Source organism: Streptomyces sp. A2-16 (genome assembly GCF_018128905.1).
In the GTDB taxonomy this organism is placed as follows: Bacteria; Actinomycetota; Actinomycetes; order Streptomycetales; family Streptomycetaceae; genus Streptomyces.
In genome coordinates this window covers 7,482,071-7,497,245 of the sequence record NZ_CP063808.1, presented here as the reverse complement: position 1 = coordinate 7,497,245, position 15,175 = coordinate 7,482,071, and the positions used below count along the sequence as shown (strand labels likewise).

Here is a 15,175-nt window from a genome sequence, read left to right as displayed (position 1 = left end):
GTGCGCGTGGCCGGATCGACGACCGCCGAGCGCGGTGAACGCCAGCAGGAGTCGTCCGGCCCGCCTCCCGCCCGGCGGTTGAGGGTGCGTCGGCTTCGTACGATCATCATTCTCGCCGTGACGCTCGTGCTTCTTTCCGCGGGCGCCGTCTGGCTGTTGTACGGCTCCCAGTGGCTCCGCGTCGAACGCGTGTCGGTCTCGGGGACCGGGGTGCTGACTCCCGAGCAGGTTCGCGAGGCCGCCGACGTCCCGGTCGGATCGCCGCTGATTTCCGTCGACACCGACGCGATCGAGGCACGACTGCTCCGGAAATTGCCCCGAATTGACTCGGTTGATGTCAGTCGATCCTGGCCCCATGGAATCGGGCTGAAAGTGACTGAGCGTACTCCGGTTCTGCTTGTCCAAAAGGGCCGAAACTTTGTCGAAGTGGACGATGAAGGTGTCCGATTCGCCACGGTTTCCGAGGCCCCGAAAGGCGTGCCCGCACTGGAATTGTCGCTCTCCCGGCCCGACTCCCGGGCCGCGAGCCTGCGCCGTTTCGGCGAGGCCCGGCTCGTGCGCGAAGCCGTGCGGGTGGCGGGTGACATTCCGGCCTCCGTCGCCCGCGCGACCCGTTCCGTCAAGGTGCGTTCGTACGACGACATCTCGCTGGAGTTGAGAGGCGGCCGTACCGTCGCCTGGGGGAGTGGCGAGAAGGGTGCCGAGAAGGCCCGTACGCTCACCGCTCTCATGAAAGCCACCCCCGATGCTCGGTACTTCGACGTCAGCGTTCCCACCGCCCCTGCGTCATCGGGGAGTTGACGCACATCAGCGCAGGCCAGCACCCTGGTTGGGCACCGCTACGGCTGATCACATAGGGTGAAAAGAAAAACGGGAGGTTCGGCGTGTTCGTTGAACGTGCGCCACTTGTCGACTTAGTGTCCTGTTCAGAAGACTCCAGGGAACAGACACACTGGTAACCCTAAACTTCAGCGTTAGGGTTCGGGTCGGCGCTACGGACCGTCCCATTCGGCATCAGTCGGCGGATCACGAGGCAGCAGTGCTTCGTTGGCCCGACGACACGTAACTCGAGGCGAGAGGCCTTCGACGTGGCAGCACCGCAGAACTACCTCGCAGTCATCAAAGTCATCGGTGTCGGCGGCGGTGGTGTCAATGCCATCAACCGGATGATCGAGGTCGGTCTCAAGGGCGTCGAGTTCATCGCCATCAACACCGACGCGCAGGCGCTGTTGATGAGCGACGCCGACGTCAAACTCGACGTCGGCCGCGAACTCACCCGCGGACTCGGCGCCGGCGCCAACCCGGCCGTCGGCCGCAAGGCCGCCGAGGACCACCGCGAGGAGATCGAGGAGGTCCTCAAGGGGGCCGACATGGTCTTCGTGACGGCCGGAGAGGGCGGCGGCACCGGCACCGGTGGCGCACCCGTCGTGGCCAACATCGCCCGCTCGCTGGGCGCCCTCACCATCGGCGTGGTCACCCGCCCCTTCACCTTCGAGGGCCGCCGTCGCGCCAACCAGGCCGAGGACGGCATCGCGGAACTCCGCGAAGAGGTCGACACCCTCATCGTCATCCCCAACGACCGACTGCTGTCCATCTCGGACCGCCAGGTCTCGGTCCTCGACGCCTTCAAGTCGGCCGACCAGGTCCTGCTCTCCGGTGTCCAGGGCATCACCGACCTCATCACCACGCCCGGTCTGATCAACCTCGACTTCGCCGACGTCAAGTCGGTCATGTCCGAGGCCGGTTCGGCGCTCATGGGCATCGGCTCGGCCCGCGGCGACGACCGCGCGGTGGCCGCCGCCGAGATGGCGATCTCCTCGCCGCTCCTGGAGGCGTCCATCGACGGCGCCCGAGGTGTGCTGCTCTCCATCTCCGGTGGCTCCGACCTCGGCCTGTTCGAGATCAACGAAGCCGCCCAGCTGGTCAGCGAGGCCGCCCACCCCGAGGCCAACATCATCTTCGGCGCGGTCATCGACGACGCCCTCGGCGACGAGGTCCGTGTCACCGTGATCGCCGCCGGCTTCGACGGCGGCCAGCCGCCGACCCGTCGCGAGACCGTCATGGGCTCGTCCTCCTCCTCGGCCCGTCGCGAGGAGCCCACTCCGGTACGGCAGACCGAGAGCCGTCCCTCCTTCGGCTCGCTCGGCAGCGTCACGCCGAAGGAGGACCCGGAGCCGGTTCCCGAGCCGACCGCCGACCTGCCGGTCGCCCCGCCGGTCCCGCCGTCGCGGAGCTACTCCGACAGCGCGGCCGAGGAGCTGGACGTGCCGGACTTCCTGAAGTGATAGGACAGCGCGAGAGCGTGAGCGGCGCGCACTTCGCCTTCACCGACCGGTGGAGCGGGGTGAGCGCCGCTCCGTATGAGGAGCTCAACCTCGGCGGGGCGGTCGGCGACGACCCCGAGGCCGTGCGGACCAACCGCGAACTGGCCGCCAAGTCCCTCGGGCTCGACCCTGCCCGGGTGGTCTGGATGAACCAGGTGCACGGAGCGGACGCCGTGGTGGTCTCGGAGCCCTGGGGCGAGAATCCGGTGCCCCGGGTCGACGCGGTCGTCACCGCCGAACGCGGCCTCGCCCTCGCCGTCCTCACCGCCGACTGCACCCCGGTGCTGCTCGCGGACCCGGTCGCCGGGATCGTCGCGGCGGCCCACGCGGGCCGGCCCGGCATGGTCGCCGGAGTCGTCCCGGCCGCGCTACGCGCGATGACCGAACTCGGCGCCGACCCGGCCCGGATCGTCGCCCGCACCGGGCCCGCCGTCTGCGGCAGCTGCTACGAAGTGCCCGAGGAGATGCGCGCCGACGTCGCCGCCGTCGAACCCGCGGCGCACGCCGAGACGAGCTGGGGCACTCCCGCGGTCGACGTGACCGCCGGAGTGCACGCGCAGCTCGACCGGCTCGGGGTGCGCGACCGGCGGCAGTCGCCGGTGTGCACGCTGGAGTCCGGCGACCATTTCTCGTACCGCCGCGATCGCACCACGGGGCGACTCGCGGGATATGTCTGGCTGGACTGATGGGGCATGACGGACCGTAAGGACGAACTCGCCGCGAATCTGGCGAAGGTGGAGGAGCGCATCGCCGCTGCGTGCGCGGCCGCCGGGCGGGCACGGGAGGAGGTGACCCTCATCGTGGTCACCAAGACCTATCCCGCGAGCGATGTACGGATGCTCGCCGAGCTCGGTGTGCGTCATGTCGCCGAGAACAAGGACCAGGACGCGGCGCCCAAAGCCGCCGAATGTTCGGATTTGCCCCTTACTTGGCATTTCGTTGGTCAGTTGCAGACCAACAAGGTGCGATCTGTTGTGGGTTACGCGGATCTCGTGCAGTCCGTCGATCGTTCGAAGTTGGTGACGGCCCTGTCCAAGGAGGCCGTGAAGGCCGAGCGCGAGGTGGGCTGCCTGATCCAGGTCGCTCTCGACGCCGGTTCGAGCGAGCGAGGGGAGCGGGGTGGCGTGGCACCGGGCGGGATCGGGGAGTTGGCCGAGCTCGTGGCCCGGGCTCCGGGGTTGCGGCTCGACGGGCTGATGACCGTCGCTCCGCTGACCGGGGAGTACGCGGGACGCGAACAGGCGGCGTTCGAGCGGTTGATGGATTTGTCGACCGACCTGCGCAGAGCCCATCCGGCTGCGAACATGGTCTCGGCAGGGATGAGTGCGGACCTCGAACAGGCCGTGGCGGCAGGGGCGACACATGTGCGCGTCGGCACCGCGGTACTCGGAGTCCGCCCCAGGCTCGGGTAACGTCGCCAAGAAGTCGGACCACAGCAGAAAATATGGTCATTACCGCCGAGAGGCGGTCATAACGACCTCGTGGATCGCGGGCACTTGGCAGTCGTCAGCCGATCCACCACAGAGCGGAGGACTCAGAGAATGGCCGGCGCGATGCGCAAGATGGCGGTCTACCTCGGCCTCGTGGAGGACGATGGGTACGACGGCCGCGGTTTCGACCCCGACGACGACTTCGAACCGGAACTCGACCCGGAGCCCGAGCGGGACCGCCGACGGCATGAGCCGTCTCACCAGTCACATCAGGCACTTCAGCCTGAAAGGGACGAATCGGTCAGAGTTGTGCAGTCCTCGGTACCGCGCGACCCGGTACCCCGATCCTCTTCGCTCGCCGCGGAATCGGTGCGTCCCGCGCGCATCGCGCCCGTGGCATCCATCACACAAGAGCGCGCAAGCCTGGAGAAGAACGCACCGGTGATCATGCCCAAGGTCGTGTCGGAACGAGAGCCTTACCGGATCACCACACTTCACCCCCGGACCTACAACGAGGCCCGTACCATCGGGGAACACTTCCGTGAGGGCACCCCGGTGATCATGAATCTGACTGAGATGGATGACACAGACGCCAAGCGACTTGTCGACTTTGCGGCCGGTTTGGTGTTTGGTCTTCACGGCAGCATCGAGCGGGTGACGCAGAAGGTGTTCCTGTTGTCGCCTGCTAACGTCGATGTCACGGCGGAGGACAAGGCCCGCATCGCAGAGGGCGGGTTCTTCAACCAGAGCTGAGAAGCACAACCGGAACGAAGTACGGAACAGGGGAGAGGGAAAGAAAGACCATGAGCGTGTTCGCGCAGGTGATCTACATCGCGCTGATGGTGTTCCTCATCGTGCTCATCTTCCGGTTGGTCATGGACTACGTCTTCCAGTTCGCCCGCTCGTGGCAACCCGGCAAGGCGATGGTGGTCGTTCTGGAGGCCACCTACACTGTCACCGATCCACCGTTGAAGCTTCTGCGGCGGTTCATCCCGCCGCTGCGTCTCGGGGGCGTGGCGCTCGACCTGTCCTTCTTCGTGCTGATGATCATCGTCTACATCCTCATCTCCATCATGGGAAACCTGGCGAGGTGACTGTGGACGATACGGTCTTGCCGACTGCCGATGACTACGTTGAGGTGAAGAGATGCCGTTGACCCCCGAGGACGTGCGGAACAAGCAGTTCACGACCGTCCGCCTCCGAGAAGGCTATGACGAGGACGAGGTCGATGCCTTCCTCGACGAGGTCGAAGCCGAACTGACGCGCCTGCTGCGCGAGAACGAGGACCTGCGCGCCAAACTGGCCGCGGCGACGCGTGCTGCTGCCCAGAACCAGCAGAACATGCGCAAGCCCCCGGAGCAGGACCAGCAGCAGGGCGGCATGCCCGGACAGGGAATGCCGCAGCAGGGCATGCGCGGGCCCGGTCCCGGCGGCCCTGTGCCGGCCGGCATATCCGGTCCGCCGCAGCAGCAGATGGGTGGCCCCATGGGTGGCCCGCCCCAGCTGCCGAGCGGTGCGCCGCAGCTGCCTGCCGGTCCCAGCGGCGGCCAGGGGGGCCCGCAGGGTCCCGGTCCGATGGGCCAGGGCCCCATGGGTCAGGGTCCGATGGGCCAGGGTCCGATGGGTCAGGGCACCATGGGCGGTCAGCCGCCCATGCAGCAGCAGATGGGTGGCCCGATGGGCGGCCCCATGGGCGGTCCGATGGGCGGCCCCGGTCAGGGCCCCGGTGGCGACAGCGCCGCCCGAGTCCTCTCGCTGGCCCAGCAGACCGCCGACCAGGCGATCGCCGAGGCCCGTTCCGAGGCCAACAAGATCGTCGGCGAGGCGCGTTCGCGTGCCGAGGGTCTCGAGCGTGATGCCCGTGCCAAGGCCGACGCCCTGGAGCGGGACGCGCAGGAGAAGCACCGCGTCGCGATGGGCTCCCTGGAGTCCGCCCGCGCCACGCTGGAGCGCAAGGTCGAGGACCTGCGCGGCTTCGAGCGCGAGTACCGCACGCGTCTGAAGTCGTACCTCGAGTCGCAGCTGCGCCAGCTGGAGACCCAGGCCGACGACTCGCTGGCTCCGCCGCGCACTCCGGCGGCCGCGTCGCTGCCGCCGTCGCCGGCGCCTTCCATGGCTCCGGCCGGTGCGAGCGCCCCGTCGTACGGTGGCAACCCCGGCGGCATGGGCGGCGGTCCTTCGCCGGCCGCTCCGTCCTACGGCGGCCAGCAGCAGATGTCGCCCGCGATGACCCAGCCGATGGCGCCGGTACGGCCGCAGGGCCCCGGCCCGATGGGGCAGGCTCCGTCGCCGATGCGTGGCTTCCTGATCGACGAGGACGACAACTGACGGCCTCTAGTACGCCTTAGGCGTCGGCAGCGTTCAGGGCGGGACCCCGGATTTTTCATCCGGGGTCCCGCCCTTTTACGCGTGTTGATCACGGTGTCGCGGACATGAAGAAGGCCCGGTCCTCGCAGGACCGGGCCTTCGTTCTGCTGCTTACGCCTTGCGCAGACGGAACGTCAGCGACAGGCCCTCGTCGGTGAACGGGGTGCCGTAGCTGTCGTCCGCCTCGCCCTGGGCGAAGTCCGTCGCAAGGACCTCGTCGGCGATCAGGGCGCTGTGCTCGGACAGGGCCGCGATCACGGCCGGGTCCGTGGCCGTCCAGCGCAGGGCGATGCGGTCGGCCACGTCGAGGCCGCTGTTCTTGCGGGCCTCCTGGATCAGACGGATCGCGTCACGGGCCAGGCCCGCCTGCCGGAGCTCCTCCGTGATCTCCAGGTCGAGGGCGACCGTCGCACCGGAGTCGGAGGCCACCGACCAGCCCTCGCGCGGGGTCTCGGTGATGATCACCTCGTCCGGGGCCAGAGCGATCGTCTCGCCGTCGACCTCGACCGAGGCCGTGCCCTCGCGCAGGGCGAGGGACAGCGCGGCCGCGTCGGCGTTCGCGACGGCCTTCGCCACGTCCTGGACGCGCTTGCCGAAACGCTTGCCCAGGGCGCGGAAGTTGGCCTTCGCCGTGGTGTCGACCAGGCTGCCGCCGACCTCGCTGAGGGAGGCGAGCGCGCTCACGTTCAGCTCGTCGGTGATCTGCGCGTGCAGTTCACGGTCCAGGGCGTCGAAGCCGGTCGCGGCCACGAGCGCCCGGGACAGCGGCTGGCGGGTCTTCACGCCCGACTCCGCGCGCGTGGCCCGGCCCAGCTCGACGAGCCGGCGCACCAGGACCATCTGCTTCGACAGCTCCGGGTCGATGGCGGTCAGGTCCGCCTCCGGCCAGGAGGTCAGGTGCACCGACTCCGGGGCGCCCGGGGTGACCGGCACGACCAGGTCCTGCCAGACCCGCTCGGTGATGAACGGGGTCAGCGGGGCCATCAGCTTGGTGACCGTCTCGACGACCTCGTGCAGGGTGCGCAGCGCGGCCTTGTCGCCCTGCCAGAAACGGCGCCGGGACCGGCGTACGTACCAGTTGGACAGGTCGTCCACGAACGCCGAAAGGAGCTTGCCGGCGCGCTGGGTGTCGTACGCCTCCAGGGACTGGGTCACCTGGTCGGTCAGCGCGTGCAGTTCGGACAGCAGCCAGCGGTCCAGGACCGGGCGGTCTGCCGGGGCCGGGTCCGCCGCGCTGGGCGCCCAGTTGGACGTACGGGCGTACAGGGCCTGGAAGGCGACCGTGTTCCAGTACGTGAGGAGCGTCTTGCGGACGACCTCCTGGATGGTGCCGTGGCCCACGCGACGAGCCGCCCACGGGGAGCCGCCGGCTGCCATGAACCAGCGCACCGCGTCCGCGCCGTGCCGGTCCATCAGCGGGATCGGCTCCAGGGTGTTGCCCAGGTGCTTGGACATCTTGCGGCCGTCCTCGGCGAGGATGTGGCCGAGGCAGACGACGTTCTCGTACGACGACTTGTCGAAGACCAGAGTGCCGACGGCCATCAGCGTGTAGAACCAGCCTCGCGTCTGGTCGATGGCCTCGGAGATGAACTGCGCCGGGTAGCGGGACTCGAACAGTTCCTTGTTCTTGTACGGGTAGCCCCACTGCGCGAACGGCATCGAACCCGAGTCGTACCAGGCGTCGATGACCTCCGGCACGCGCGTGGACGTCTTTCCGCAGCCGTCCTGGGGGCAGGCGAAGGTGACCTCGTCGATGTACGGGCGGTGCGGGTCCAGGCCGGAGTGGTCCGTGCCGGTCAGCTCGGTGAGCTCCGCGCGGGAGCCGACGACCGTGAGGTGGTCGTCCTCGCAGCGCCAGATCGGCAGCGGGGTGCCCCAGTAGCGGTTGCGGGACAGCGCCCAGTCGATGTTGTTCTGCAGCCAGTCGCCGAAGCGGCCGTGCTTGACCGTCTCCGGGAACCAGTTGGTGTTCTCGTTCTCCTGGAGGAGGCGGTCCTTGACGGCGGTGGTGCGGATGTACCAGGACGGCTGCGCGTAGTAGAGGAGCGCGGTGTGGCAGCGCCAGCAGTGCGGGTAGCTGTGCTCGTACGGGATGTGCCGGAAGAGGAGGCCGCGCTGCTGGAGGTCCTCGGTGAGCTTTTCGTCCGCCTTCTTGAAGAAGACGCCGCCCACGAGGGGGACGTCCTCCTCGAAGGTGCCGTCCGGGCGCACCGGGTTCACGACCGGCAGGCCGTAGGCGCGGCAGACCTTGAGGTCGTCCTCACCGAAGGCGGGGGACTGGTGGACCAGGCCGGTACCGTCCTCGGTCGTGACGTACTCGGCGTTGACGACGTAGTGCGCCTGCTCCGGGAACTCCACGAGCTCGAACGGACGTTGATAGGTCCAGCGCTCCATGTCGGCGCCGGTGAAGGACTGGCCGGTGGTCTCCCAGCCCTCGCCGAGCGCCTTGGCGAGCAGCGGCTCGGCGACGACGAGCTTCTCCTCGCCGTCGGTGGCGACGACGTAGGTGACCTCGGGGTGCGCGGCGACCGCCGTGTTGGACACCAGGGTCCAGGGGGTCGTCGTCCACACCAGGAGCGCGGCCTTACCGGCGAGCGGACCGGAGGTGAGCGGGAAACGGACGTACACGGACGGGTCCACGACCGTCTCGTAGCCCTGCGCCAGCTCGTGGTCGGACAGGCCGGTGCCGCAGCGCGGACACCAAGGGGCGACGCGGTGGTCCTGGACCAGCAGGCCCTTGTCGAAGATCGTCTTCAGCGACCACCAGACCGACTCGATGTACTCGGGGTCCATCGTGCGGTAGGGGTCCTGGAGGTCGGTCCAGTAGCCCATGCGGGTCGTGAGCGCCTCGAAGGCGTCGGTGTGGCGGGTCACGGACTCGCGGCACTTGGCGTTGAACTCGGCGATGCCGTACGCCTCGATGTCCTTCTTGCCGCTGAAGCCGAGCTCCTTCTCGACCGCGAGCTCCACCGGGAGGCCGTGGCAGTCCCAGCCGGCCTTGCGGGCCACGTGGTAGCCGCGCATGGTGCGGAAGCGGGGGAAGACGTCCTTGAAGACGCGCGCCTCGATGTGGTGGGCGCCCGGCATGCCGTTGGCGGTCGGCGGGCCCTCGTAGAAGACCCACTCGGGGCGGCCCTCGGACTGCTCCAGGGTCTTGGCGAAGATCTTCTGCTCGCGCCAGAAGTCGAGCACCGCGTGCTCGAGCGCGGGCAGGTCGACCTGGGCGGGCACCTGGCGGTACTGCGTCATCAGTCTTCCTCCGGCGGATGTGCTGCCTTCCGTCCGGAGGGACGAGAGCCCGTGCGCCGGATTCGGCGCGCTCCCGCGGTACCACCCTCCTTGGCCCGCCGACACCTGGTGTGTGTCGATGAGCCCCCTCATTGGGGTCGCGATGCCGGGTCTACCGGCCCTGACGGGCTTTCTTCCGGCGGCTCCGGGGTGATCTTCGCGTCGCGCTCGCCCCCGGGCTTCCACCGTCCCCGGGTCGCTCTGGGCTGCGTACGCCGCTACTCGTCCCCATCCACGCTTCTCGCTGCGCCCAGTGTACGGCGCCCCGGGGACACTGGCCGACCGGATTTCCGGGGCCGGGCGCGGAGGTCGCCGCAGGGCCCGCCGTGACCCGAATGGAGCGGCACGACTGTTCGGATTCCGGGACGCTCGATCCGGCGGATTACCCGGCGGGGAGCTGGGCACAACGCATGCATGCTTCCCGCCCCGCGTGCGTGGGGCGGGCGAATCGGGCGGCGTGCCCCGTTGCCGCGGGACTCAAGTCGATTTATCGTCCCAGCACGATTCGCGAGCAAGATCACAATATGTGAAGGGGCCGCGGCATGGTGGCGAAGAAGACCGCCGTACAGCAGTCGGCGTCGGGCCGTTCCAGCCATGCCCGAGCCTCCGGCGGCGAGGCCAAGGGCGCGGGCGGCAAGAAGAGCGCGCAGGGGGCGTCCGCCGCATCGCCCGCCAAGGGTGCGGTCAAGGCCGTGAAGGCGGTCGGTGCGGCGGCGAAGAGCGTCGCGAAGAAGGCCGCCGTCAAGAGCACGCGCGCGGGTGCGGGTGCGGAGAAGGGCGTGGCGAAGAAGGCGGCGCCCCGGAGGGCGAGCGGCGCCAAGAAGGCCACGGCGGCTTCCGGCGGGCACGCGACCGCGGAGGACGAGACCTCGGGCGGGAGACCGACGGCCGAGGCCCCTGTCGGGGGGACGGAGGAGCCCACCAAGGGCGTCGGAAAGGCGTCGGTCACGAGGAAGGCCGCGGTCACGAAGAAGGCCGCGGGTACCAAGAAGGCTGCGGTCACGAAGAAAGCCGCGGTCACGAAGAAAGCTGTGGCCACGAAGAAAGCTGTGGCCACGAAGAAGGCCGCAGGTGCGAAGAAGGTCTCGGGTACGAAGAAAGTCTCGGGTACGAAGAAGAAGGCGGTCGCCGAGAAGAGCACGACGAAGAGCACGGCCGCCGAGAAGAGGGCGGCAAAGGGCGCCACCGCGACGAAGGCCGCGGGGGAGAGGACGGCCGCGGCGGACACCGCGGTCGAGGAGACGGCCGCCACGGAGGCCGGTGTCCCGCAGGGGGACACCGGACAGGGCACCTCCGGGAAGCACACCCCCACGAAGCGGGCGGCCAGGAAGAGCACGGCCAACAAGGCGGGCGCGGCGAGGGCCGCGAAAAAGACGGGAGCCACGACGGTGGTTGCGAAGAAGACCCCTGGCACGGCCACAGCGGCGAAGACCGCCCTACCCAACGCGCGTGTCGCCGCGGTGGAGCCCGGCGAACTGGCGGTGCGCCCGGGTGAGGATCCATGGACGCCCGAAGAGGTCGAGGAGGCCCGCGCGGAGCTGACCGCCGAGGTGCTGCGGCTGCGCACCGAGATCACCACCTCCGAGGAGTCCCTGGTCGGACTCATGCGGGACTCCGGGGACGGCGCGGGCGACGACCAGGCCGACACCGGCACGAAGAACATCACGCGCGAGAGCGAGATGGCCCTCGCGGCCAACGCGCGCGAGATGCTCACCCAGACCGAACGCGCCCTGGGACGGCTCGACGCCGGCACCTACGGCCTGTGCGAGAACTGCGGCAACCCCATCGGCAAGGCACGCATGCAGGCCTTCCCGCGCGCGACCCTGTGCGTGGAGTGCAAGCAGAAGCAGGAACGCCGGTACTGAGGGTCCTTGGAGGCGTGTCGTACCCTCGTCCTCAGTCAGGTACCTAGGTCGAGGGACTCACGTGGCAGAGGCGGAGCGCATCATCGGTACGCCGGATACCCCAGAGGCGGCGGGGGCCGAGCCGGAGCAGGACCAGACGGCGCGGCCCAGGGGCAAGCGCCGGATCGCCGTGCTGTTCACGGTGGCCGCCTTCGCGTACGCCCTCGACCTGATCAGCAAGATGATCGTGGTCGCCAGGCTGGAGCACCACGAGCCGATCGAGATCATCGGGGACTGGCTGAAGTTCGAGGCGATCCGCAACGCGGGCGCGGCCTTCGGCTTCGGCGAGGCCTTCACCGTGATCTTCACGGTGATCGCGGCCGCAGTGATCGTGGTCATCGCCCGGCTCGCCCGCAAGCTCTACAGCCTGCCCTGGGCGATCGCGCTCGGACTGCTGCTCGGCGGTGCGCTCGGCAACCTCACCGACCGGCTCTTCCGCTCGCCCGGCGTCTTCGAGGGCGCGGTCGTCGACTTCATCGCGCCCAAGCACTTCGCGGTCTTCAACCTCGCCGACTCGGCGATCGTGTGCGGCGGCATCCTGATCGTGCTGCTGTCCTTCAAGGGGCTGGACCCGGACGGAACCGTCCACAAGGACTGAGCCCCGGCCTTCCGGTTTTCCACAGGGCCGGTCGGGGCCGTCCGGGCTGTCCGGCATACTCGACGGGTGAGCACGATTCCCGAGATCCGTACCCTGCCCGTGCCCGACGGCCTGGAGGGCGAGCGCGTCGACGCCGCCATCTCCCGCATGTTCGGCTTCTCCCGTACCAAGGCGGCCGAGCTCGCAGCCGCGGGGAAGGTCATGGTCGACGGGTCGGTGGTCGGGAAGTCCGAGCGGGTGCACGGCGGGGCCTGGCTGGAGGTCGAGATGCCGCAGGCGGCCGCGCCGGTGCAGATCGTCGCCGAGCCGGTCGAGGGCATGGAGATCGTCCATGACGACGACGACGTGGTCGTGATCGTCAAGCCGGTCGGGGTCGCCGCGCACCCCAGCCCCGGCTGGACCGGCACGACCGTGATCGGCGGGCTCGCCGCCGCCGGATACCGCATCTCCACCTCCGGTGCCGCCGAGCGCCAGGGCATCGTGCACCGGCTCGACGTGGGCACCTCGGGGCTGATGGTCGTGGCCAAGTCGGAGCGGGCGTACACCTCGCTCAAGCGCCAGTTCAAGGAGCGCACGGTCGACAAGCGGTACCACACGCTCGTCCAGGGCCACCCTGACCCCACCAGCGGCACCATCGACGCACCCATCGGCCGGCACCCCCAGCACGACTACAAGTGGGCGGTCACCGCCGAGGGCAAGCCGTCCGTGACGCACTACGACCTCATCGAGGCGTTCCGCGCGGCCTCGCTGCTCGACGTGAAGCTGGAGACCGGGCGCACCCACCAGATCCGCGTCCACATGGCGGCCCACCGCCATCCCTGCGTCGGCGACCTGACCTACGGCGCGGACCCGACCCTCGCCAAGCGGCTGCGGCTGACCCGGCAGTGGCTGCACGCCGTGCGGCTCGGCTTCGAGCACCCCGGGGACGGGGAGTGGGTGGAGTTCGCGAGCGAATATCCGGAGGACCTCCAGCAGGCCCTGGACCTGGTGCGGGCGGAGACCTACGGGTGAGCACGGGCGCGTACGAGGTGCGGATCGCCGAGGACCCCGCCGACCGGGAGTCCTGCTTCGCGGTGCGCAAGGAGGTCTTCGTAGGCGAGCAGGGTGTGCCCGAGGACATCGAGTACGACTCCTACGACGCCGTGGCGGTGCATGTGCTGGCCGTTCGGGAGGACGGGGTGCCGCTCGGGACCGGGCGGCTGCTGTACGGCGAGGCGGCGGCAGGGAAGACCGGCGGCGAGGTGTCCGTGGGGTCCCTGGGGCGGCTCGCGGTGACCCGGGAGGCGCGCGGGCTCGGGGTGGGGGCCGCGCTGGTGGCGGCCGTCGAGGACGCGGCACGCGCGCGTGGGCTGACGGCCGTGGATCTGCACGCCCAGACGCACGCGCTGGGGTTCTACGAGCGGCTCGGGTACGAGGCGTACGGGCCGGAGTTCCCGGACGCGGGGATACCGCACCGGGCCATGCGGCGGGTTCTCTGACGGGTTGTGAGTGACGGGCGTGACGGCTGACGGGTGGCCCGTGGCGGCTGACGGCTGAGCGCCGGCGGTTGAAGGCCTTGCGGGAGCGGCGGTCGGGCGGGTTGGGGCGTTTTGCGGGCAGACTGAAGTGACCGTTGGTTTGTCGATCTGCCCGGAGTTCTCACCGTGGATCAGTTGGCCCTGTTGTTCGTGCTGTTGCTGGGGGCTCTGATCAGTGTCCCGGTGGGGGACCGGCTCGGGTTGCCGGCGCCGGTGCTGATGACACTGCTCGGGATCGTGCTGGCGGTGCTGGACTTCGTACCGAATGTCGACATCCCGCCCGAGCTGATCCTTCCCATCCTGCTGCCACCCCTGCTCTACGCGGCGGTGCGGCGCACGTCCTGGCGGCAGTTCACGGCCAACAAGCGGCCGATCTTCCTGCTGGCCGTGGCGCTCGTGTTCGTGACGACCCTGTGCGTCGCCGTCGTCGCCCACGCGATCGTGCCGGGGCTGCCGATCGCCGCCGCCGTCGCACTGGGCGCGCTGGTCGCGCCGCCCGACCCGGTCGCCGCGACCGCGGTCGCGGGCCAACTCGGGCTGCCCCGAAGGCTGGTGTCCATCCTGGAGGGCGAGGGGCTCTTCAACGACGTGACGGCGATCGTGCTCTACCACGTGGCCGTCGCCGCGGCCGTCAGCGGCTCGTTCAAGCCCGGGGAGGCCGTCTTCGAGCTCGTGCTCTCCGCGGTGGTCGCCGTCGTCGTGGGGCTGGTGCTGGGCTGGGGCGCCAACAAGCTGATGGATCTGCTGGGCGACGCCACCCTCCAGATCGGGCTGACGGTGCTCGTGCCGTACGCCTCCTACGTGCTCGCCGAGGAGCTCCACGGCTCCGGTGTGCTCGCCGTGCTGACCACCGCCCTCTTCCTCGCCGAGTACGGCACCGACGCCGACGACGTGATGACCCGGCTGGCCGGGCACACCTTCTGGGACATCGTCGACACCCTCGTCACCGGCGTGGCCTTCGGGCTCATCGGACTGGAGCTGCACAACGCGATCCGGACCGCGTCCGGGCGCTGGGGCGAGATGCTCGGCTGGGCCGGGACGATCGTCGCCGTGGTCGTCCTCGTACGGCTCGCGTGGCTGATGCCGGCCACCTGGCTCACCAAGCGGATGCACGCGAGGCGGGACTACAGCGAGGAGATCCCGACGAGTTGGCGGGAGACCGTCATCATGTGGTGGTCCGGGATGCGGGGCGTGGCGTCGGTGGCGCTGGCGCTGGCCATTCCGCTGGAGACCGAATCGGGCGCGGGCTTTCCCGACCGGGACGAGATCGTCTTCATCGCGTTCGGTGTGATCATGGCGACGCTGGTGCTCCAGGGGCTGACGCTGCCGTGGCTGGTGAAGCGGCTGGGGGTGCGGGCCGACAGCGAGCGGGAGAAGGAGTTCGAGAAGGCCCTCGCGGTCCGGGCGGCGAAGGCGGCCAAGCGGCGGCTGCGGGAGATCGAGGCCGTGGAGGAGCTGCCGGAGGAACTGTCCGAGCAGATGCAGCGGCGGGCGTTCGAGATCGGCGTGCGGATCCATCCCGAGACGGGGGACGAGGAGCGGCGCGAGGCCAGGCGGCGGCTCAAGCGGGTGCGGCAGATCCAGGGCGAGATGCTGAGCGCGGCGCGGCACGAGGTGCTGGCGGCGCGGAGCGAGCCGGGGGCCGACCCCGAGGTCGTGGACCGGGTGCTCAGGCATCTGGACGTCCGTAGTCTGCGGTGAGCGGGCGGCCACCGGGGGAACGCGCGCCAAGTGGACGTTTGTAGGC

At 69.7% G+C, this 15,175-nt stretch carries 13 protein-coding genes; 12 read left to right on the top strand and 1 reads right to left on the bottom strand.

Features of this window, described 5'->3' with window-relative positions; genetic code table 11:
• Positions 1 to 6 precede the first annotated feature (6 nt).
• From ftsQ to IOD14_RS33705, 7 genes are all read left to right on the top strand, one after another.
• Complete coding sequence (gene ftsQ / locus IOD14_RS33735; RefSeq protein WP_212672315.1) at positions 7 to 801, top strand: cell division protein FtsQ; 795 nt, start codon at positions 7 to 9, stop codon at positions 799 to 801.
• A 287-nt stretch (positions 802 to 1,088) separates the two neighbouring features.
• Positions 1,089 to 2,285, top strand: coding sequence for a cell division protein FtsZ (gene ftsZ / locus IOD14_RS33730; protein ID WP_123988594.1), 1,197 nt, complete (start codon positions 1,089 to 1,091; stop codon positions 2,283 to 2,285).
• On the top strand, positions 2,282 to 3,010 hold the full coding sequence (pgeF, locus tag IOD14_RS33725; RefSeq protein WP_212672314.1) for a peptidoglycan editing factor PgeF: 729 nt from the start codon (positions 2,282 to 2,284) through the stop codon (positions 3,008 to 3,010). Before ftsZ ends, pgeF begins: the two co-directional genes overlap by 4 nt.
• A 6-nt stretch (positions 3,011 to 3,016) precedes the next feature.
• Positions 3,017 to 3,736 carry a YggS family pyridoxal phosphate-dependent enzyme gene (locus tag IOD14_RS33720; protein WP_123988592.1) on the top strand — a complete coding sequence of 240 codons (720 nt, stop codon included), beginning with the start codon at positions 3,017 to 3,019 and terminating at the stop codon, positions 3,734 to 3,736.
• 129 nt (positions 3,737 to 3,865) lie between these two features.
• Entirely contained in the window at positions 3,866 to 4,507 is a 642-nt protein-coding gene (gene sepF / locus IOD14_RS33715) for a cell division protein SepF (RefSeq protein ID WP_007381413.1), read from the top strand.
• Positions 4,508 to 4,557: 50 nt separating this feature from the next.
• A complete protein-coding gene (locus IOD14_RS33710; protein ID WP_053847334.1) occupies positions 4,558 to 4,848 on the top strand; it encodes a YggT family protein in 291 nt (96 codons plus the stop codon).
• Between the two features lie 52 nt (positions 4,849 to 4,900).
• Positions 4,901 to 6,082 (top strand): DivIVA domain-containing protein, encoded by a 1,182-nt coding sequence (locus IOD14_RS33705; RefSeq protein ID WP_123988591.1) that lies wholly within the window; start codon positions 4,901 to 4,903, stop codon positions 6,080 to 6,082.
• A 150-nt stretch (positions 6,083 to 6,232) separates the two neighbouring features.
• Here IOD14_RS33705 and ileS read toward each other — a convergent pair whose 3' ends face one another.
• The gene (ileS, locus tag IOD14_RS33700) at positions 6,233 to 9,370 is read right to left on the bottom strand and encodes an isoleucine--tRNA ligase (RefSeq protein WP_212672313.1); all 3,138 of its coding nucleotides are present in this window, start codon (positions 9,368 to 9,370) and stop codon (positions 6,233 to 6,235) included.
• 581 nt (positions 9,371 to 9,951) lie between these two features.
• Here ileS and IOD14_RS33695 point away from each other — a divergent pair.
• The 5 genes from IOD14_RS33695 to IOD14_RS33675 all read left to right on the top strand — a co-directional run bounded on the left by IOD14_RS33695 (position 9,952) and on the right by IOD14_RS33675 (position 15,129).
• Entirely contained in the window at positions 9,952 to 11,274 is a 1,323-nt protein-coding gene (locus IOD14_RS33695) for a TraR/DksA family transcriptional regulator (RefSeq protein ID WP_212672312.1), read from the top strand.
• 61 nt (positions 11,275 to 11,335) lie between these two features.
• Positions 11,336 to 11,911 carry a signal peptidase II gene (lspA, locus tag IOD14_RS33690; protein WP_123988589.1) on the top strand — a complete coding sequence of 192 codons (576 nt, stop codon included), beginning with the start codon at positions 11,336 to 11,338 and terminating at the stop codon, positions 11,909 to 11,911.
• A gap of 66 nt (positions 11,912 to 11,977) precedes the next feature.
• Positions 11,978 to 12,922 carry an RluA family pseudouridine synthase gene (locus IOD14_RS33685; protein ID WP_212672311.1) on the top strand — a complete coding sequence of 315 codons (945 nt, stop codon included), beginning with the start codon at positions 11,978 to 11,980 and terminating at the stop codon, positions 12,920 to 12,922.
• Positions 12,919 to 13,389: a GNAT family N-acetyltransferase gene (locus IOD14_RS33680; protein WP_212672310.1), complete on the top strand. Its 471-nt coding sequence runs from the start codon at positions 12,919 to 12,921 to the stop codon at positions 13,387 to 13,389. Before IOD14_RS33685 ends, IOD14_RS33680 begins: the two co-directional genes overlap by 4 nt.
• 165 nt (positions 13,390 to 13,554) lie before the next feature.
• Positions 13,555 to 15,129, top strand: a complete 1,575-nt coding sequence (locus IOD14_RS33675) for a Na+/H+ antiporter (RefSeq protein WP_123988586.1) — start codon at positions 13,555 to 13,557, stop codon at positions 15,127 to 15,129.
• The last annotated feature ends 46 nt before the right edge of the window (positions 15,130 to 15,175 follow it).